General features: G+C 73.2%; 14 protein-coding genes. 7 read left to right on the top strand and 7 right to left on the bottom strand.

All coding sequences use genetic code 11. The annotated features are described in order from the left end of the window. Window positions 1-11 precede the first annotated feature (11 nt). From BBK14_RS17835 to pknB, 4 genes are read left to right on the top strand one after another with little or no spacing between them, the layout of a single operon-like run. Window positions 12-1,493, top strand: coding sequence for an FtsW/RodA/SpoVE family cell cycle protein (locus BBK14_RS17835; RefSeq protein ID WP_071063972.1), 1,482 nt, complete (start codon window positions 12-14; stop codon window positions 1,491-1,493). After that, entirely contained in the window at window positions 1,490-2,938 is a 1,449-nt protein-coding gene (locus BBK14_RS17840; RefSeq protein ID WP_071063974.1) for a peptidoglycan D,D-transpeptidase FtsI family protein, read from the top strand. Before BBK14_RS17835 ends, BBK14_RS17840 begins: the two co-directional genes overlap by 4 nt. Further along, window positions 2,935-4,614, top strand: coding sequence for a serine/threonine-protein kinase (locus BBK14_RS17845; RefSeq protein WP_071063975.1), 1,680 nt, complete (start codon window positions 2,935-2,937; stop codon window positions 4,612-4,614). Before BBK14_RS17840 ends, BBK14_RS17845 begins: the two co-directional genes overlap by 4 nt. Next, window positions 4,611-6,710: a Stk1 family PASTA domain-containing Ser/Thr kinase gene (gene pknB / locus BBK14_RS17850; protein ID WP_071063977.1), complete on the top strand. Its 2,100-nt coding sequence runs from the start codon at window positions 4,611-4,613 to the stop codon at window positions 6,708-6,710. Before BBK14_RS17845 ends, pknB begins: the two co-directional genes overlap by 4 nt. A gap of 87 nt (window positions 6,711-6,797) precedes the next feature. Here the strand turns inward: pknB and BBK14_RS17855 are convergent, their stop codons facing one another. Both BBK14_RS17855 and BBK14_RS17860 read right to left on the bottom strand, forming a co-directional pair. Beyond that, the gene (locus tag BBK14_RS17855) at window positions 6,798-7,448 is read right to left on the bottom strand and encodes an aminodeoxychorismate/anthranilate synthase component II (protein ID WP_071064030.1); all 651 of its coding nucleotides are present in this window, start codon (window positions 7,446-7,448) and stop codon (window positions 6,798-6,800) included. Window positions 7,449-7,588: 140 nt separating this feature from the next. Continuing rightward, complete coding sequence (locus BBK14_RS17860; protein WP_420849173.1) at window positions 7,589-8,596, bottom strand: DUF881 domain-containing protein; 1,008 nt, start codon at window positions 8,594-8,596, stop codon at window positions 7,589-7,591. Between the two features lie 106 nt (window positions 8,597-8,702). Here BBK14_RS17860 and BBK14_RS17865 point away from each other — a divergent pair, with 106 nt between their 5' ends. Beyond that, the gene (locus BBK14_RS17865; protein WP_071063982.1) at window positions 8,703-8,969 is read left to right on the top strand and encodes a cell division protein CrgA; all 267 of its coding nucleotides are present in this window, start codon (window positions 8,703-8,705) and stop codon (window positions 8,967-8,969) included. A 234-nt stretch (window positions 8,970-9,203) separates the two neighbouring features. Here BBK14_RS17865 and BBK14_RS17870 read toward each other — a convergent pair whose 3' ends face one another. The 3 genes from BBK14_RS17870 to BBK14_RS17880 all read right to left on the bottom strand — a co-directional run bounded on the left by BBK14_RS17870 (window position 9,204) and on the right by BBK14_RS17880 (window position 13,411). Next, window positions 9,204-11,114: a glycoside hydrolase family 15 protein gene (locus BBK14_RS17870; RefSeq protein ID WP_071063985.1), complete on the bottom strand. Its 1,911-nt coding sequence runs from the start codon at window positions 11,112-11,114 to the stop codon at window positions 9,204-9,206. Window positions 11,115-11,285: 171 nt separating this feature from the next. Next, window positions 11,286-12,167, bottom strand: coding sequence for a PIG-L deacetylase family protein (locus tag BBK14_RS17875; protein ID WP_071063987.1), 882 nt, complete (start codon window positions 12,165-12,167; stop codon window positions 11,286-11,288). Then, the gene (locus tag BBK14_RS17880) at window positions 12,164-13,411 is read right to left on the bottom strand and encodes a class I SAM-dependent methyltransferase (RefSeq protein WP_241831625.1); all 1,248 of its coding nucleotides are present in this window, start codon (window positions 13,409-13,411) and stop codon (window positions 12,164-12,166) included. Before BBK14_RS17880 ends, BBK14_RS17875 begins: the two co-directional genes overlap by 4 nt. A 227-nt stretch (window positions 13,412-13,638) precedes the next feature. Between BBK14_RS17880 and BBK14_RS17885 the strand changes: the two genes are divergently transcribed. Further along, window positions 13,639-16,752 carry an AfsR/SARP family transcriptional regulator gene (locus tag BBK14_RS17885; RefSeq protein WP_071063989.1) on the top strand — a complete coding sequence of 1,038 codons (3,114 nt, stop codon included), beginning with the start codon at window positions 13,639-13,641 and terminating at the stop codon, window positions 16,750-16,752. 36 nt (window positions 16,753-16,788) lie between these two features. Here BBK14_RS17885 and BBK14_RS17890 read toward each other — a convergent pair whose 3' ends face one another. Further along, window positions 16,789-18,000, bottom strand: coding sequence for an RNA-guided endonuclease InsQ/TnpB family protein (locus tag BBK14_RS17890; protein WP_198541327.1), 1,212 nt, complete (start codon window positions 17,998-18,000; stop codon window positions 16,789-16,791). A gap of 251 nt (window positions 18,001-18,251) precedes the next feature. Here BBK14_RS17890 and BBK14_RS17895 point away from each other — a divergent pair, with 251 nt between their 5' ends. Further along, window positions 18,252-18,704, top strand: coding sequence for a PH domain-containing protein (locus BBK14_RS17895; RefSeq protein WP_071063991.1), 453 nt, complete (start codon window positions 18,252-18,254; stop codon window positions 18,702-18,704). A gap of 23 nt (window positions 18,705-18,727) precedes the next feature. On the opposite strand, the gene BBK14_RS17900 is transcribed toward BBK14_RS17895, so the two are convergent. After that, window positions 18,728-19,858 carry a rhomboid family intramembrane serine protease gene (locus BBK14_RS17900; RefSeq protein WP_083391047.1) on the bottom strand — a complete coding sequence of 377 codons (1,131 nt, stop codon included), beginning with the start codon at window positions 19,856-19,858 and terminating at the stop codon, window positions 18,728-18,730. Window positions 19,859-19,906: the final 48 nt, after the last annotated feature.

Raw genomic sequence — 19,906 nt, forward strand, 5'->3', positions numbered from 1 at the left:
CCGGACGCGCAATGACCCTTCCCCCGCTGCGCCGGCCGAGGTCGGCGGACCTGACGGCGACGTTCGCCGGGTTCCCGCTGCCGAGCGGGCTCGAGCTGCCGCCGTACCGCCGCCGGGAGCTGTTCCTGCTCGGTTACGCCGGCGTGCTGGCGACGGGCGCGTTGGCCGCGCTGATGCTGGCCCACGACGGGACGATCGGCTTCCAGGTCTTCACCTACGGTCTCGGCTTCTTCTCGCTGTGGGCGCTGGGGCACCTGGCCGTCCGCCGGTTCGCGCCGGCGGCCGACCCGGTGCTGCTCCCGGTGGTGGCGGCGCTCAACGGGATCGGCCTGGTCATGATCTACCGGCTGGACCTGGCGAAGGCCGACAGCGCCCGGCGCGCCGGCAACCCGATCCCGACCGGCGCCGCGCAGACCCAGCTCGTCTGGACCCTGCTGGCGATCGTCGTGTTCGTACTGGTTCTGGCGGTCGTGCGCGATCATCGGGCGCTGTCCCGCTACGCCTACACGCTGGGCCTGGCAGGCCTGGTCTTCCTGGTCCTGCCGATCGCGCCCGGCATCGGGGCCACCATCAACGGGGCCCGGCTGTGGCTGCAGGTCGGGCCGTTCTCGTTCCAGCCCAGCGAGGTCTCGAAGATCGCCCTGATGATCTTCTTCGCCGCCTACCTGGAGAACAAGCGGGACGTCCTCTCCCTGGCGTCGCGGTCCTTCCTCGGCATGAAGATCCCGCGGGCACGTGACCTCGGGCCGGTGCTCGTGGCGTGGCTGGCCAGCCTGGGCGTCCTGGTGGTGCAGAAGGACCTCGGCTCGTCCCTGCTRTTCTTCGGGATGTTCCTGGTCATCCTGTACGTGGCGACCCAGCGCGTGTCGTGGGTCGCGATCGGCCTGGGCCTGTTCATGCTCGGCGCCGTGGTGGCGCACAGCCTGTTCAGCCACGTCCAGGTCCGCGTCGACGGCTGGCTGCACGCCTTCGACGGCAACAACCCGTCCAGCACGTCGTTCCAGCTGGTCCAGGGCCTCTACGGGTTCGCCGCGGGCGGGCTGACCGGCACCGGGATCGGCCAGGGCAGCCCGCAGCGGGTTCCGTTCGCCAACACCGACTTCGTCATGGCCAGCCTGGGCGAGGAGTTCGGGCTGACCGGCGTGATGGCGATCCTGCTGCTGTACGCGCTCGTGGCGGCCCGCGGCATCCGGGCGGCGCTCGGAGCCAAGGACCCGTTCGGCAAGCTGCTGGCGACCGGCCTCTCCGCGACCGTCGCGCTGCAGGTGTTCGTGCAGGTCGGAGGCGTCATGCGGCTCATCCCGCTGACCGGCCTGACGCTTCCGTTCGTCTCCTACGGCGGTTCGTCCATCGTCGCGAACGCCGCCATCATCGCGCTGCTGCTGCGGATCAGCGACGCCGCGCGGCGCCTGGAGGAACCCGTCCCGGACGCCCCGCTGTTCGACCCGAACGCCGTGGCGGAGAGTCCCACCCAGGTGGTGAAGACCACGTGAACACCCCGGTTCGCAAGGTCGCCCTCGCCTGCATGGTGCTGTTCGCCGCGCTGCTGGTGAACGCCAACTGGATCCAGGTGGGCCAGGTGGACCGGCTCAAGACCGAGCCGACGAACGCCCGCCAGATCACCGAGCGCCTCGAGCGCCAGCGCGGCGGGATCATCGCCGGCGAGACCGTGCTGGCCACGTCCGTCCCGGTCGACGACGAGTACAAGTTCCAGCGGCAGTACCCGAACGGGCAGCTCTATGCCAACCTGACCGGCTACTACACGCTGTTCACGGCCTCGGGCCTCGAGCGCTCCGAGGACGTCTTCCTCTCCGGCGACGACGACCGGCTGCTGGCGAGCCGGGTCACCGACCTGTTCACCGGGGAGGAGCGGCGCGGCGGCACGGTCGTGACGACCATCGACCCGCACGTCCAGCAGGCGGCCATGGACGCGCTCGACGGGCGCCGGGGCGCCGTCGTCGCGCTCGACCCGTCCACCGGGGCGATCCTGGCGATGGTCACGACCCCGTCGTTCGACCCGAACACGCTCGCGACCCATGACGAGTCGGCGGCGACCGACGCCTACCAGCAGCTGTCCACCAACAGCGACCAGCCGCTGCTCAACCGCGCCGCGCAGCAGACCTATCCGCCCGGCTCGACCTTCAAGCTGATCACCGCCGCGGCGGCGCTCGCGCACGGTACCGAGCCGGAGACCCGGGTCGCCGCACCGGATGAGCTCACCCTCCCGCAGAGCACCACAGTGCTACCCAACTTCGGGGGGGAACGCTGTGGGGACGGCCGGACCGATACCCTGACCCACGCATTGACCATCTCCTGCAACACAGCGTTCGCCCAGCTCGGGATCGATCTGGGTGACGACGTCCTCCGTGCCCAGGCGGAGGCGTTCGGTTTCAACTCGACGATCGAGGACTTCCCGCTCCAGCAGGCCCGCAGCGTCTTCCCGTCCGACCTCGACGGCGCGCAGACCGCGCAGTCGGCGATCGGCCAGTTCGACGTCCGGGTCACCCCGTTGCAGATGGCGGAGGTGGTGGCGGCGATCGGCAACGGGGGTGTCCGGATGAAGCCCTATCTCGTCTCCGAACTGCGCGGGCCGGATCTCAAGCGGCTCGACCACACCGAACCGACCGAACTGAACAAGCCCGTCTCACCCGAGGTCGCCGCCAAGCTCACGACGATGATGGAAAGTGTCGTGACGTCGGGCAGCGGCCGCAGGGCCCAGATCGACGGAGTGGACGTCGCCGGCAAGACGGGCACCGCCGAGCACGGCACCGACAAGCCACCGCACACCTGGTTCGTCGGCTTCGCTCCCGCCAGTGCCCCGAAGGTCGCGGTGGCGGTGATCGTCGAGGACGGCGGCGGTGAGTTCGCCACCGGCGGCGCCGTCGCAGCACCCGTTGCCAAGGAAGTCATGCAGGCCGCATTGGACACGCAACGATGAGCACATCCGCCAACAGTCCGTCGCCGTCGCAGCCGTTCGCCGGCGCCGCCTCCCCCAACACCGTGCTCGACAACCGCTACCGTCTCGACGGCCGCATCGCGACCGGTGGGATGGGTGAGGTCTGGCGTGGCCTCGACCAGACGCTCGGCCGTCCCGTCGCGGTGAAGCTGCTGCGCCCCGAGTACGCCAGTGACGAGTCGTTCCTGGTGCGCTTCCGCGGCGAGGCCCGGCACGCGGCGCGGCTGTCCCACCCCGGTGTGGCCTCCGTGTACGACTACGGCGAGGTCTCCACCGCCGACGACTATCCGACCGCCTACCTGGTGATGGAGCTGGTGGAGGGCGAGCCGCTCTCCGCGCTGCTGCACCGGGAGAAGCGGCTGAGCCCCGACCGGATGCTCGACATCCTCGGCCAGTCCGCCGACGCGCTGCAGGCGGCGCACGCCCTCGGCGTCGTCCACCGCGACGTCAAGCCCGGCAACCTGCTGCTCCGGACCGACGGAGCGGTGAAGGTGACCGACTTCGGCATCGCGCGCGCGGTCGACGCGGCCCCGCTGACCGCGACCGGGATCATGATGGGGACGGCGTACTACGTCTCCCCGGAGCAGGCGTCCGGGCGCCCGGTGACCCCCGCGAGCGACGTGTACTCGCTCGGCGTGGTTGCCTACGAGTGCCTGGCCGGGCGGCGGCCGTTCGACGACCGCAACCCCATCGTCGTCGTCATGGCCCACCAGCAGGACACGCCGCCGCCGCTTCCGTCGGACATCCCGTACCAGGTCAGGGCCCTGGTCGAGTCGGCGATGTCGAAGGACGCCTCGCGCCGGCCGAGCTCGGCGGGCGCGTTCGCCCGCTCGGCGGCCAGCATCCGGCGCAGCCTGTGGAACTCCGACGCCGGGCGGTGGAGCGGCACTCCGGGTGCCGGGGACGCCACCGCGCGCCATCCGGCGCCACCCGCGCCACCGCACCTGGGGCCGGTGCCCCCGCGGGCGCCGACCGCCCCGCGCACGCCGTCGTGGAACCGCTCCGGCGGCGCGTCCTGGACCCAGCAACCGCCACCGGCGGACCCGACCGCCGCGGCACCCGGCATGCCGGCCACCGCCCTGCAGCCCTCCCCGGGGCAGGGCGGCTCCGGGCCGGGCGCCGGGCGCGGCGGCGGCCCGGGACGGCTCTACGGGCCGGGCGACTACTCGTCCGACCCCCGCAACCCGTCCGACTACCGCAATCCCTCCGACTACCGCAACGACTATCCGCCCGGCGGCGAGCACGGCCCGGGGTGGCACGGCGGCCGGGACGACGGCGGGCACCGGGACGGCAGCGGGCACCGGGACGGCGGGCCCGGCGATCCGGCCAACACGCTTTACCAGCCGTCGCCGTCCTGGTCGGACCCGCCGGGCGACGGGCCGGGTGGCCGGATCGCGCACCGCCGGCCGGGCGCCGCGGCCCAGCGCCGGCGGCTCCCGCTGCCGGTACTCATCGCGCTGCTGATCCTCACCGTGTTGGTGGTAGCAGTGATCACTCGCACTGTCGCCGAGGCGGGCGGCTCCAAGGACGGGGCAGCCGCCACGTCGAATGTGCTATATCTCACACCCGCGGAGGGTGAGATCGTCGGCCCGGCCGGCGAGGCGGCTGGCACGGTGGTGGCCGGCRCTGCAGAGCCGACGACGGGTGACAACCTGTGACGGATGTAACTGACAGGTACGAAGCTCAGCCGAGACTGGTCGGTGAGCGCTACGAGCTCGGTGGCTGCATCGGCTACGGCGGCATGGCCGAGGTCTACCGGGGCCGCGACATCCGGCTGGGCCGCGAGGTCGCGGTCAAGACGCTGCGCGCCGACCTCGCCCGCGACCCGACCTTCCTGGCCCGGTTCCGCCGGGAGGCGCAGTCCTCGGCCTCGCTGAACCATCCCGCGATCGTCTCGGTGTACGACACCGGCGAGGACGTCATCAACGGGACCCAGCTCCCGTACATCGTCATGGAGTTCATCGAGGGCCAGACCCTGCGGGACGTCCTGCAGGCGCAGGGCGCCCTCGACGAACGACACGCCATGCAGGTCACCGCGGAGGTCTGCGCGGCGCTGGACTACAGCCACCGGATGGGCATCATCCACCGCGACATCAAACCCGCGAACGTGATGCTGGCCTCCGACGGCTCGGCCAAGGTGATGGACTTCGGCATCGCCCGCGCCACCACCGCCACGACGTCGAACATGACCGCGACGTCCGCCGTGATCGGCACGGCGCAGTATCTCTCCCCCGAGCAGGCCCGCGGCGCCCGGGTGGACACCCGCAGCGACGTCTACTCCACCGGCGTGCTGCTCTACGAGCTGCTGACCGGCGAGCCGCCGTTCCGCGGCGACAACCCGGTCGCCGTCGCCTACCAGCACGTGCGGGAGATCCCGCCGCCGCCGTCGAGCCACGACTCCCGGATCTCCCCCGAGGCCGACGCGGTCGTCCTGAAGGCGATGGAGAAGGACCCCGACGACCGGTACGCCACCGCCGGCGAGATGCGTGACGACCTCGAGCGCGCGCTGAGCGGGCACCGCGTCCACGCCATGATGATGGGCGCGGGCGACGAGACGATGCTCGGCGGTGCGGGAGCGGGCACGGCCGGCACGGCGCTGCTCGGCCGCTCCCGCGGCGGCTACGACGACCGGTACGAGGGCGGCGGCTACCAGGGCCGCTACGACGACGGCTACGACGAGCCGGGCGGCTACGACGACGGCTACGGCGAGCAGACCCGCGTGCGCGGGGAGCCCTATGACCGCTACGACCAGACCGGGCCCGTCGACCGCTACGGCAACGCCGGCCCCCCCGGTCACCGCGCCGGCGACGACCGGGACCGCGAGGGCTCGTCGACCTGGAAGTTCGTCCTCGCCGGGCTCGGCGCGGTCGTCGTCTTCGTGGTGGTCGCGCTGCTCGCCTCCTCGCTGCTCGGCGGCGGGGGCGGCGGTGACGACACGGCCGCGGCCGAGGTCACCATCCCGTCCGGGCTGAAGGGCCAGCCCTACGACGCCGTCGTGGGCCGGTTGCAGAGCGAGGGCTTCACCGGGCGCTTCGACAAGCAGACCCAGGAGAGCACGGACGTCACCCCGAACTCGGTGCTGGAGATCTCCCCGGGCGAGGGCCAGACCATCGCGGCGGACGGCACGATCTCCATCACGGTGGCGATCGCGCCGGGCCAGGTGACCGTCCCGCAGGGCCTCGCCGGCATGACCCAGCAGGCGGCGACGGACGCGCTGACCGCCCTCGGGCTGCAGGCGTCGCCGATGCAGTACTACGAGGCGGCGAACCAGGGTGTGGGCAAGGTCGAGAAGACCGAGCCCGAGGCCGGGCGCCCGGTCGACTCCGGTAGCTCGGTCACGATCTGGGTGGTCAGCTCGACGGTCAACGTGCCCAACGTGACAGGCAAGGCAGCGCAGGCGGCCATCTCCGAGCTGCAGCGGTACGGCCTCACCGCCGTCCAGGAGACCGTCGTCAACAACGCCCAGCAGCCAGGCACTGTCACTGACCAGAGCCCGTCCGGCGGCGCCGTCAACCGCGGCTCGAAGGTGAAGATCTTCATCGCGGCGCAGAGCCAGCAGCCGACCACCCCGCCGGCGACCGCCACCACGGCGCCACCGACCGACACTCCGCCGGTGATCATCGATCCGACCACCCCGCCGGCGACCACCCCGACAGCGGTCCCCACCACGCCGGCCGGCGGCGGGGCACCGACGGGTGGTCAGCAACCCGGTGCGGCCGGGCCTGCCCGAAACGGGCTTACCCGAACGAACTAGCTCCTGATCCACGGCTGACCATCCCGCCTGCCCGTCTCCCAACCCGTTGGGAGACGGGCAGGCGGGGCCGGTAGACCGACCGGGAGATCAGGCGAAGGCGGCCAGGCGCAGGGTCTCGACCTCGGCCGCCAGGGCGGGGGCGAGCCGCATGGCCGCGCCGCCGTCGCCGCAGATCTCCAGCCAGCGGGCGAGCATCAGGTGCCCGCCCTGGGTCAGCACCGACTCGGGGTGGAACTGGACACCCTCCAGCGGCAGCTCGCGGTGCCGCATCGCCATGACCACCCCGCTGTCGGTGCGCGCGGTCACCTCGATCTCCGCCGGCAGCGTGCTCTCCTCGACCGCCAGCGAGTGGTAGCGGGTGGCGGTGAACGGCGAGGGCAGATCCGCGAGCACGCCGACGCCCTCGTGGTGGACCACCGAGGTCTTGCCGTGCAGCAGCTCGGGCGCCCGGTCGACCGTGGCCCCGTGGGCGACACCGAGTGCCTGGTGGCCCAGGCACACGCCGAACAGCGGCAGCCGCCGCGCCGCGCAGGCCCGCACCATCGCGATGCTGACCCCGGCCGCCTCGGGGGTGCCCGGCCCCGGCGAGAGCAGGACGCCGTCGGCCCCCAGCTCGTCGAGGTCGCCCGGCTCGACCTCGTCGTTGCGGCGCACCACGCACTCGGTGTCGAGCTGGCCCAGGTACTGCACCAGGTTGAACACGAACGAGTCGTAGTTGTCGACGACCAGGATCCGCATCGGGCCTCCCCGGAGCACGGCACCCGGTGAGGTCATCCGCCCGGGCGGGGAGCCGGACACCGGGCGCGGCGCGCCCTCGGGTGCTGGCTCCATCCTGCCTGACCCCACGGGGCAACCGAAACGATCACTCGATCAGATGATCACTGGCCGCCGGGCGCCGACGGGGTACCGGACGCGGGCCGGGCCACCGCCCCGGACCCCGCCAGCAGACTCCCGGCGTACGCGGGCAGGACGACGTCCGTGCCGGACGTCACCTGGTACCCCAGACCATAGGCGTCGACGTACTCCCGGTAGAGCAGGACGCCGGGGTCGGTGTCCAGCGCGGCCCGCAGCACGTCGGGGTCACCGATCGCGCTGATCCGGAACGGGGGTGAGTACACCTGCCCCTCCAGCAGCAGCGTGTTCCCCACGCACCGCACGGCCGTCCGCGGGGTCACCCGGTGATCCATGATGGCCATGGCCTCGGCGCCACCGGCCCACAGCGCGTTCACGACCGCCTGGACGTCCTGCTGGTGCACGACGAGGTCGTTCGGGCCGGGCGGGGGGACGCCGGGGGGCAGCGACCGGCCCCGGCTCTCCCGCGGCGCGTCGTCCAGCTCGACCGTGACCGCCGGCCCGCGCATCGCGGTGAGCCCCACCTGGGCCGCGAGCGCGGCACGACGGTCGAGCGGATCATCCACCGCCGGCTTGGGAAGTGTGGGCGTCGTGGCCGGCGCGGCCGGGACCGCCGACGATGCCGGGTTCGCCGCCAGCGCCTCGCGCTCGGTCTGGAGCCGGTCAAGTTCCGCGTCCACCCGGCGGCGGTCCTGGGCGACCAGCCCGGCGACGCTGACGACCCCGGCGCCCCCGACGCGCCCGCCCGCCGATGGCCGCACGGCCGCCGCGGTGAGCAGCGCGGCGCAGGCCACGACCAGGCCGACCAGCGCGATCCGCCAGGCCGTGGCCCGCCGCCGCGCCGCCGGCGTGGGCGCCGGCCCTTCTGTCTCGTCCGTCTCGTCCGTCGTGCTTCCGGCCTTCCGTGCCGGGCCACCGCCGGGCAAGGCCCGGGTGCCGCGATCGTCCCCCGCCGCAGGGTACGCCGCGGACCACGCTCCGCTGCCAGGGCGGTCACTCGCGGCGCGCCGGGGCGCGGCGGGAGCGCCCGTCACCACGTCCGTGGCGGTGCACTGTCTACGCTGGTGGTGAACATTTGGACGGTGCCGGCCCGGCGGCCTGGTCGGCGCACCGTGAGAACCTGGTCACGAGGAGCCCGCAGTGCCCGAATCCCGACGCCGGAAGCCGAAGAAGACCACGGTGGCGGCCCCGCAGACCAGCACGCGCGCACCGAAGCGCAGGCCGCCGTCAYCGCCATGGTTCGGCGGCATGATCCTGGCGTTCTTCCTGATCGGCATCGCCTACCTGCTCGTGTACTACTTCTCGAACGGCGGCGTGCTGGGGATGGAGAGCCTCGGCGGCTGGAACATCCTGATCGGCTTCGGTTTTGTCGTCGTGGGCCTCGCCGTGTCCACCCAGTGGCGCTGACCGGCCGGTTTCGGACAGCGCCCGGGGTGCCTGGCGGACCGGTCCGCCAGGCACCCCGACACAGGTGTGACTTGCACAGCTGTCATTCATCCACAACCGTTGTCCACAATGTGGATATCGGGGTTCTGACCCCCCATCCGGGTGGTTGTGTCCCCGGTGCCCGGTGCCCGGTGCTCAGTCCCCGGTGCTCAGTCCCGCGCGCCGGAGCCGGGCGGCGCCTCAGCGCCCCGGCGGCTAGGAGCGGGTGAAGGACTCCCCGGACTCGGCCCGGATCACGTACATGACCGCGTTGATCAGCGCCAGGTGGGTGAAGGCCTGCGGAAAGTTGCCCAGGTGCCGGCCGTCGGCCGGATCGATCTCCTCGGCGTAGAGGTCCAGCGGGCTGGCCAGGCTCAGCAGCCGCTCGCACAGCTGCCGGGCCCGGGTGAGCTCACCGATCTCCACCAGCGCGGAGACGAGCCAGAACGAGCAGATGAGGAAGGCGCCCTCCTCGCCCTCGACCCCGTCGTCGGTCTCGTCCGTCCGGTAGCGCAGCACCAGGCCGTCCACCGTCAGCTCGTCGGCGATGGCGAGCACGGTCGCCTTCACCCGGTCGTCCGTCGACGGCAGGAAACCCAGCAGCGGCATCAGGAGCACCGAGGCGTCCAGCGACGTCGAGCCGTAGTACTGGGTGAAGACACCGCGGTGGTCGACGCCGTTCGCGAGCACGTCGGCGTGGATCTCGTCGGCGATGTCGTCCCAGCGGCCCGCGGTTCGCAGGTCACCGCGCATCTGCGCGAGGCGGCGCCCCCGGTCCAGCGCGACCCAGCAGAACATCTTCGACGAGGTGAAATGCCGCGGCTCGCCCCGGACCTCCCACATGCCGCGGTCCGTCTCCCGCCAGTGCGCGGCCGCCGCCTCCACCAGCCGGACCAGCACCGGCCACAGCCGCTCCGAGAGGTAGTCCCGCGACCGGGTGTGCAGGTAGACCGAGTCGAGAACGGCCCCCCACACGTCATGCTGGCGCTGCTTCGCCGCCTCGTTACCGACCCGCACCGGGACGGCGCCGTCATAGCCGGACAGATGCCCGAGAATCTCCTCGTCGATCTTCGGCTCGCCACCGACCCGGTACATCACCTGGATGTCGTCGGCGTGCTCGGCGACGTCCGCGATGAAGGAGAAGAAGTCGTTGGCCTCGTAGTCGAGCCCGAGGGTGTACAGGCCCCACAGGGCGAACGTGGAGTCCCGGATCCAGCTGTAGCGGTAGTCCCAGTTGCGCTCGCCCTGCGGCGTCTCCGGCAGCGAGGTGGTCGCGGCGGCGAGCAGCGCCCCGGTCGGGGCGTAGGTGAGGCCCTTGAGCGCCAGTGCGCTGCGCTGCAGGTGCCGGCGCCACGGATGGTCGGGGAACCGCCCACGTGAAAGCCACTGCCGCCAGAACTCGGTGGTGCTGTCGACGGCGGCGCAGGCCTGCGGATAGTTGCCGGGCAGCAGCGGGTCCTCGGCCCGCCAGGTCATCGCCACGAACGCGGTGTCGCCCTCCCGCAACGTCGTCCGGGCCAGCGCGCGGCGGCCGTCGAACCCGAGCCGCAGGTCGGTGCGCAGCCGCAGCGCGACGCCCGCTGCCGGGTCGCCGGCCGGGGAGTCGTGGGTGATGATCCCGGTCGAGTAGTCCTCATCCTCGTACCGCCAGGACGCCGGGCTGCGGCCGTAGTCGAAGTTGGGCTCGCAGACGAGGCTGAGGTCGACGTCGCCGTGCTCGCAGCGGGCCAGCCGGAGCAGCACGTGGTCGGCGTCCCAGTCGCCCGGGGTGCGCCGGTGCGTCTTGGAGCGCCGGTGCGTCCGGTGCCAGCGGCCCACGACCAGGCAGTCGGTGACGATCAGCCAGCCCGTGGGCGTCTGCCAGGTCGTCTCAAGGACGTTCGTGCCGGGCAGGTACCGCCGGCCGGCCGGAATGAAGGTCCGGTCCGGGCCGAAGCGGAACCCGCCGGCCGAGCGGTCGAGGACGGCACCGAACACGCTCGGCGCGTCCGGGCGTGGCACGCACATCCACTCGACGTTGCCGCTGGGCGCCACGAGGCAGTTCGTCTCGCAGTCGGAGAGGAACCCGTACTCGGCGATCGGCGGGAACGGGCTGCCCCCGCCACGCCGCGTCGGTGTGTGCGCCACCGCTCCCCCTTCACCCGCGCCGCCCGCGCGGCGCCGTCGCGTGCGACCGGACGCCGTCACCGACGGATCAGGGCAACCGTGTCGCTACTTTAAGTAAAGTTAAGAACGCGAATGGTAGCCGTCGGGCCGTGGTGCGCAAGCCCCCCTGCCGGGGAGTCGCCAAGGCGACAGTCAAGGTGACACCCGGCCGCGATGATCGACGAAGGCCTCCTCCGCGACCCAACCGGCGAACCGGTCCGGCCCCAGCGCCGCCAGCGCGCCCGCGGTCTGCGAGGCGTGCGCCCGCAACGCGGCGACCTTGCGTTCCAGCAGCCGTCCAGCCAGGTTCAGCCGTACCGCGAGCGCGCCTGGCGGGACGACCGGGCCGTCGTCGCCGTCGAGGTCCGCGCCATCCACCGCGATGCCGAGGAGTTCGTCGACGTCCCTCGTCCGCTCACGGTGGTCGGTCGACGCGGCCGCGTACAGCAGGCGGGCGCCGTCCGGGGCCGCCCGCGCGAACGCGGTGGTGGTCCAGGCCGAGACGGCGCGGTGGTCCGGATGGCCGGTGAACCCGTCCGGCCCGAACGTCACGACGACCGCCGGGCGGAGCTCACGGATGATGCCCGCGATCCGTTCCACCGGGCCGGCCGGGCCCGGCGGGCCGGCCGGGGCGACCTGGGCGCAGCCGCCGTCGGGGAGTCCGAGCAGAACCTGCTCGCGCACCCCGAGGACGTCCAGCGCCTCGGCCAGCTCGGCCACCCGCAGCCGGTCGAGGGTCAGCCCCGGGGGCGAGCCGGGCGGGACCAGCCCGCCCAGCTCGCCGCGGGTGGCGGTGACGCAGACGACCCTGGCGCCGAGATGCGCGGCGGTGGCCATCAGCGCCCCGGAGAGGTAGGTCTCGTCGTCCGGGTGCGCCCAGACGCCGAGCAACGGTCCCGGGGACGGCGCCCCCGCCGGTGCGGTCGCCGGGGGTGCCGCCGCGGCGCGGCCCGCGGTGAGGAGGTCGAGGACCACCGCCGCCACCTCGGGATCGACCGGAGCGGCGGCCTCCGTCGCGGCCGGCACGGAGGTCACGACCGGGCCTCGACGACGATGTTCACCATGGTCTCGGCGGCCACCCGGACGGAGCCGAACCCCGCCGCCGTGAGGACCTCGCGCAGCCGCGCCGGCCCGGCCATGCCGCCGAGCGCGTCCGTGGCGTCGCCGTCGCCGTCGTGGTCGTGGTCGTGGCCGCCGTCGTGGTCGTGGTCGTGGCCGTGCTGGGACAGCGCGTCCGGCAGGCACACCAGGGTGGAGGCGGCGTAGAAGGTCAGCCCGACGACGTCGGTGTTCTCCTGCACGCTGTCCCCCGCGCGCGGCTCGACCAGCATCAGCGTGCCGCCCGGCGCCATCGCCCGGCGGCACGCCGCGGCGGCCGCCACCGCGTCCCGGACGTGGTGGAAGGAGTCGAAGAAGCAGACGAGGTCGTACCCGTTGCCGATGTCGCCGGTTACCGGGGCGACCGAGAACGTCGTCCAGTCGGCCACCCGGGCGCGGTTGGCGGCCGTCCGCGCGGCATGGATCGACTCGGGGTGCGGGTCGACGCCGTGGAAGGTGGACATCGGGAACGCCTCCGCCATGAGCAGCGTCGAGGTGCCGTGGCCGCAGCCCACGTCGAGGACCTTCGCGCCGGCACGCAGCCGCTCGACGACCCCGTCCAGCGCGGGCAGCCACTCGCTCACCAGGCTGGCGCGGTAGAGCGGACCGAAGAACCGGTCGACACCGCTGTAGAGCCGCGGGTCGTGGGTCCCCCAGCCGATGCCGCCGCCGGTGCGGAACGCCTCGACCAGCCGGTCCGCGGCCGCGTAGAAGCCCATGAGCGACTCGTAGCCGCCGGCCGAGGCCACCGGCGAGTTCGGGTCCGCGAGCACGGCGGCCCATTCCGCGGGCAGGTGGAACCGCCCGCTCGCCGGGTCATGGCGCAGGTTGCCCGCGGCGAACTGGGACGCGAGCCACTCGCGCAGGTACCGCTCGGCGAGACCGGTCGCCGCCGCGAGCTCCGTGCTGGTGACCGGGCCGGCGGCCGCGAGGGCCGCCCACAGCCCGAGCCGGTCGCCGAGCCAGCCCAGCGCGCCCACGGTGGCGACCGCCTGGTCCTGGGCGATCTTGTAGGTGAACCGCTCGACCTCCGCGAGGTCCAGGCCCGCGGGCGGACCAGCCTCGGCGACCGCCGCTCCAGCCGTCTCGGGGGCACTCCCGGGGACGGTCCCGTCGGTGGTCCCGGGCGTTGCCTCTCGGCTCGTCTCGCCGGCCGTCGTCTCGATGGTCGTGTTCGTCATGGCTGCCTCCTCGCTGTGTCGGATGCCCGGCGAGGTGTCAGGCACCCGTCCGGACGATCCCGGTGATGAACACCTCTGAGACTGCGGTCACGGACTTGAATGGGACCTGCACGCGGGATGCGCGACGGTCCCGGCGGATGCACGGCCACCGAACGGCGGATGCACGGCCGTCCCGGGGGCGGAAACGTGCCGATGGGCGGAAATCGAGGGATTCGGGGGGCGACAACGTGGACGACGCGGACACGGGCGTGGAGATCGACGTGCTCGGCCCGATGCGGCTGCGTGTCGACGGCGCCGAGGTGGACGTCCCCGGTGCACGGCGGCGGGCGTTGCTGGCCATGTTGGCGATGTCGCGGGCGCGGGTCGTCGGGGCCGGCGCGCTGATCGACGCGGTCTGGGGCGCCGACCCGCCCGCCTCGGCGGACGGCACGCTGCACAGCCATCTCTCCCGCGTCCGGGGCCATCTGGGGCCGCGGGCCGGCCGTCTCGTCCGGGACGGCGCTGGATACCGCCTGGTCCTGGGCGCGGACGCGCTCGACGCCACCCGTGCCGAGGCGTTCGCCGCCCAGGCCCGCGCGCTGCGCCCCACCGACCCGGCCGCCGCGGCGGACCGGCTACGGCAGGCCCTCGATCTGTGGCGCGGTGACGCCCTGGCGGAGTTCGGCTCCGCCGGTCCGCTCGGCGCCGAGGCGGCCCGGCTCACCCGGCTGCGGCAGACGCTCGTGGACGGCCTGCTCGACGCCCGACTGGCCTGCGGCCCGGCTGGCGCGGTGATCGGAGATGCCGAGCAGGCGGCCACCGCCGACCCGTTACGCGAGTCGGCGCTGCTGCTGCTGGTCCGCGTGCTGGCCCTGGACGGCCGGGCACCCGAGGCCCTCGCGGCGGCCCGTGACTTCCGCCGCCGGCTCGCCGACCAGACGGGCCTGGAGGCGTCGCCGGCGCTGGCCGACCTCGAACGCGCGGTCGCCCGCGGCGACCTCGCCGGTCCCGTCCCAGGCGCCATCCAGCCCGGCCCACCGGTCACGGCAGGCCAGCCGGTCACGGCCAGACCGGCAGTGGCCGCGGTCACGACACCGGCACGGCGGCCGGATGACCCGGACGGCCGCGGTGCCGGGCCGGCCAGGGCGCGCGTCCCGCGCTCGCCCACCCCGCTGCTGGGCCGCGCGGAGGAACTGGACCGGCTCGCGGAGCTGCTGCACCCCGACCGCTGCGTCACCGTCGTCGGCCCCGGCGGAGTGGGAAAGACCCGGCTGATGCTGGACCTGGTGCACCACGCCGCCCCGCGATGGCCGGACGGAGCCACCCTCGTCGAGCTGGCGCCCGTCCGGGACGAGGCGACCGTGCCGTTCGCGCTGGCCCAGGCCCTCGAGGTCACGACCAGGGGGGACCTGCTCCGCGCGGTCATCGACTATCTGGCGACCCGCCGGCAGATCCTGGTGATCGACAACTGCGAGCACCTCCTGGACGCCGTCCGCGACCTGGTGGGCGAGCTGCTCCGCTGGGTACCCAACCTCACGGTGCTCGCGACCAGTCGCGCTCCGCTGGGAACGTCCGGGGAATGGGTGTTCCGCCTCGGGCCGCTGCCGCTGCCCGCCCCGGACACCGATCCCGCGGGCGCCGCCGCCGTTCGGCTGTTCCTCGACCGGGCACGCCAGGCACGGGGCGGCCGGGATCTGCCCGCGACGGCCCTCGAGGACGCCGCGGCGATCTGCCGACGCCTGGACGGGCTGCCGCTGGCCATCGAGCTCGCCGCGAGCCGGCTGACGGCGCTGAGCCCGGCCGACCTGCGCGCGCGGATGGACGCCGGGCTCGACCTCGGGCGAGGCCGGCGACCGCCCGTCGACGACGACCGCCATCACACCCTGCGCGGCACGATCGCCTGGTCCTACCGGCTACTCGACGCCCAGGCCCAGCGTCTCTTCCGCCACCTGGCGGCGGTTCCCGGCCTGTTCGACCTCTCGATCGCGGAGGCCGTCGCCGACGCCGTCACCTGCTCCGAGGATCCCGAGCCGGCGGAGGATCCGATCGCCGCCCTCAGCACACTTGTCGACGCGTCGATGGTGGAAACGGTCACCGACCCGGCCCATCCCGATGACGGCACCGCGTTCCGCATGCTGGACAGCATCCGCGCGTTCGGCCTGGAGGCCGCTCGGGCCGCCGGGGAGCTCGAGACCGCCCAGATCCTGATCGCGGCGTGGGCCCGCGAGTTCACCCAGTCGGCGGCGGGCGGCCTGCATGGTCCGGACGGGCCGCGCTGGGGCCGGCGGATCCTGACCGCGCTGCCCGTGCTGCGTGCCTGCCGCGAGCGGATGCTGAAACACGGCGACCTGGCCGGGGCGGCCCGGATCAGCATCGATCTCGGGGAGTTCGCGGCCTGGCACAACAACGCCGAGCTGTGGGCCTGGGCCCTGGAGACCGCGGACGACCCCGGCCTCGCCGAGCTGCCCGAGGCCCCGCTGCTGTACGCCGCGGCCAGCCACGCGGCCTGGCGGGCCGGCAGTCTCGGGAAGGCCCGCGAGCTGGCCGACCGGGCCCTCGCCACCGCCGTGGACGACGCCGGTGTCGCGACCGCCCGGTACGCGCTGGGCGTGACCGACCTCTTCGCGGGCGAGTTCGCCTCATCGATCGACCACCTCGTCGCGGCGGCCGCGCTCGACGCCGACCTGGCCGCCAACGAGATGGCCGTCGCGGCGTTGGCCGCGGCCTACGGCGGCGATGCCGACCGGGCGGACGCGCTGGTCACGCGGGCACGTCAGCTCGTCGGCACGGCGGGAGGGCCGATCATCTGGTCGTTCGTCGAGTACGTCCAGGCCGAGATCCACATCCACGACGATCCCGTTACGGCGCGCCGGCACGCCGAGCGTGCCCTGGCCGCGGCCCGCGCCGGCGGCGTCACCTTCGCGGTCGGGATCTCGCTGGTCACCCTCGCCTCGTCCGCGGTGCGGACGGGTGACCTGGCGACCGCGACCGCCCACTACCCGGAGGTGATCCGGCTGTGGCTGCGCACCGGTAGCTGGCCGCAGCAGTGGACCACGCTGCGCAACGTGGCGGACCTGTTCGGCCGGTTGGGGCGGGACGCCGAGGCGCTGCTGCTCTCAACGGCCGCCGACGCGGACCCGGACTCCTCCGCCGTGGTCGGAGCGGATGCCGAGCGGGTCCACAACCTGGTTGAGCAGCTGCGGGACAGGCTCGGCGTGGACGCGGTCGCGGCGATCCGGCGGCAGGCCGCCCAGCTGACCCGGCTGGAGGTCGTGGACCGCGCCCTGACCACGCTCGCCGAGCTGGAGCACCAGGGGGCCGGGACGCCCGCCCGCTCGCCCGCGCCACCTGTGGTTGGTTGACGTCCTCCCCCGCGTGAGCGCGGGGGACTCCAACTCCTACACACCCACCAGAAGGGGTGCGCAGTGTTGAGGTTCGCGGTTCGCGGGCACGGCCAACGCCGCGCCTCCCCGCGCAGTCACGGCCCGTCCGGCCGCGATGTTCCCAACCGCGATGTTCACCGCCGCGTTCACGTCGGCGTTGGCCGTGTACCCGCAGACCACGCACCAGAAGACCGCTTGGCTCTCACGGTTCCCAGGCGCCACATGCCCGCAGGCAGAACAACGCTGACTCGTGTACGCGGCGGGGACCTTCTCCACCCGGCCGGAGGCCTTCTGCTTCAACCGGCGGACAAGCAGACCCCAACCGTTAGCCAGGATGCCCCGGTTCAACCCGGCTTTCTGCCGGACGTTGCTTCCCGGCGCCTCGACGGTGCCCCGGGCAGAGCGGGTCATCCTCCCGATCTTCAGGTCCTCGACACTGACAATGTCGAACCGGCGGGCGAGATCGGTACTGGTCTTCTCGACCCAGTCCTTGCGCCGGTCAACCTCCCGGGCACGCAGCCGTGCGATCCGGGCCTTGAGACGCCCGCGTCGCTGCGACCCACGCCTGGCCCTCGACAGCCGGCGCTGCAACCGGACCAGCCGAGCCCGCTCCCCAGCTCGCAGACCCGGACAGGACAGCAGCTCCCCGGTCGACAGCGCCACCGACACCACCACCCCACGATCCACCCCGACAACCCCGCCCGTACCCGGCGCGGGAATCGGATGCGGGGCCACGGCGAACGCCACATGCCAGCGACCCGCACGATCCCGCGTCACCCGATACGACCTCGCGCCCGACACAGCACGGGACCAGCGAAACCGCACCCAGCCCGCCTTCGGGACACGCACCCGCGCCCAACGGCGATTCACCCGCCGGACGTCGCCCGGTTTCACCGCCACGATCCGGAACCCCTCACCACGCCCACGCCTACGGAAAGTGGGCCTGCGATGCGAACCGCGGAAGAAGTTCGCCATCGCCGTCGYGAAGTCACGCAAAGCCTGCTGCTGCACGATGACACTGCCCGCCGCCAGCCACGGATTCGCCGACCGGGCCTCGGTCAACTGCCGGTTCTGCTCCGCATAACCCGGCACCCGGCCACGCCACGGCCGATACCACGACTGCTGCTCACACGCGAGGTTCCACACGAACCGGGCATGCCCACAGTGCACCAACAGGGCCTGTTCCTGCACCGCGTCGGGATACAACCGGAACCTGGACACGGCCACACCCTAACATCACCGCACAACGACGAAGAATCCGAACATCCCACTCTCGGACGACCCGCGCACCCGCCTCACCGAAATCGCGAAAGAAGACATCTAATTTCCACGCAACGAGATCATCCACCTGTTGCATTGCGCTTTTCGACGGCTGTCCGCCTCGCGGCGGATCGCCTGCCCCTGCCCCGCTCCGCGGGAGACCGAATTCCTCCCCGGCCTGAAGGCCGGGGCATCCCCCGGGCGCTCTGGTGAGGCGGATGAGCACGCCCCCGGTCGACCTCTCGTGGTCCCCGCCGATCTGGCGGTGCGCGGCCTACGCCGCGGGCGGCGCGGTGCTGCTTGTTGTGGCCGCCGTCGAGGACCTCGCCTGGCGGGTCGCCTCCCTCGACGGCGCGGGACGGCTGCTGGTCGGGCTGGTCGGGCTGGGCCTGGTGGCACTCGCGGTCAGCGACGCGGTGTCCCGACCGACCCTGCGGCTCGGCCCCGGCGGGATCGACTACGTGGAGGGCCTGCGGCGGCGGCACCTGCCGTGGGCCGCGGTGCTCGGCGCGCGGTCAGGCACCCTCACCCACGGACGGCGCCTCGTCCACCTGCGGACCCTGGAGATCGAGACCATCGACGGGCCCGTACTGCTCAGCCGCCGCGCGCTGGGCGCCGACCCGGAGCGGGTGGCCGAGGCCGTCGAGGAACTCCGCCTCCGCCTGGGCTGACTCCCGACGGCGGCAGGGGGCCGCTAGGCGAAGGCGGCGGTCAGGTCCGCGCTTTTGATTACGGCCGCCGCGAAGAGCAGGCCGACAAGCGCCAGCACCCCGGCCGCCTGCACGACCGTTCGACGCGGTGGGACGTAGGCGTAGAGCAGGCCGACGAGCACCCCGGCCGCCAGCCCCCCGACGTGGCCCCAGCGGTCGATGAAGGACAGCGTGAACGTGAGCGCGAAGTTGATCCCGATCAGGATCAGGATCTGCGTGGTGTCGGCGCGCAGCCTCCGGGCGATCACGTAGTACGCGCCGAAGAAACCGAAGATCGCGGTGGACGCGCCGACCGAGTTCACGGACGCACCGTTCACCAGGTAGCTCAGGGTGTTCCCACCGACGGCGCAGGCGACGAACAGGGCCACCAGGCGAAGCCGCCCGAGAATCGCCTCGAGCTGGTAGCCGAGCACGAACAACGCATACAGGTTCACCAGGACGTGCAGGTAGTTGACGTGCAGGAAGGCGGCGGTGAGGAGCCGGTAGTACTGGTCGTCCCACGCGAGAGACACGCCGTACAGGCGGAAGTCGGCGCTGAACTGGTTCAGGGAGCCGGAGTCGCGCGCCAGCCCGGGCAGGCCCTGCAGGACGAACGCGACGAGGCACAGGCTGATCAGAACCTGGGTGACCAGCCCGCGGCGACCGGCTCCCGGCCGGCCACCGAAGTCCGTCCGCGGCTCTCGGCGGCGCTCGGGGCGCCCGCCACCGCCGGCGCCGGACTCCTCGGGGCAGTGGAAGCCCACCGCCGCCGGGCGCATGCAGTCCGGGCAGATGGGACGCCCGCACCGCTGGCAGGTGACGTACGTCTCCCGCTCGGGATGCCGATAGCAGTGGGGCAGGCTCGGCGCTCCCGCCGGCGGTGGGGTCCACCCGGCGTGACCGGCGGGCGGGCCGGTCTCCGGCCGCCATCCGACCTGCTCGTGCGGCGGGCCGCCCGACGCAGGGCCGCCGTTGGGAGGGCCGCCGGCGGGCGGCGGCTCGCCTGCGGCGGGCAGGGGGGACGCGGGACGCGGGATCTCGGCTTCGCCGGCACTACCGGCCCCACCGGAACCCCCGGGCGCATCAGAAGAGCCTTCCGGCGCACGGGTCGGATCACCCGCTGGCGAGTCCGTCACCGCCGGACCCGCCGCGCCGAGCACCTGCGATCATCCCGGTCGGTCGCG

Origin of the sequence: Parafrankia soli, from assembly GCF_001854695.1 — a bacterium.
Classification (GTDB): Bacteria; Actinomycetota; Actinomycetes; order Frankiales; family Frankiaceae; genus Parafrankia; species Parafrankia soli.

Bases quoted from the DNA above. Each gene is read 5' to 3' on its own strand.
- BBK14_RS17855 (WP_071064030.1), bottom strand. From the start codon at position 7,448: ATGCGGATCCTGGTCGTCGACAACTACGACTCGTTCGTGTTCAACCTG.
- BBK14_RS17880 (WP_241831625.1), bottom strand. From the start codon at position 13,411: ATGACGAACACGACCATCGAGACGACGGCCGGCGAGACGAGCCGAGAG.
- BBK14_RS17895 (WP_071063991.1), top strand. From the start codon at position 18,252: ATGAGCACGCCCCCGGTCGACCTCTCGTGGTCCCCGCCGATCTGGCGG.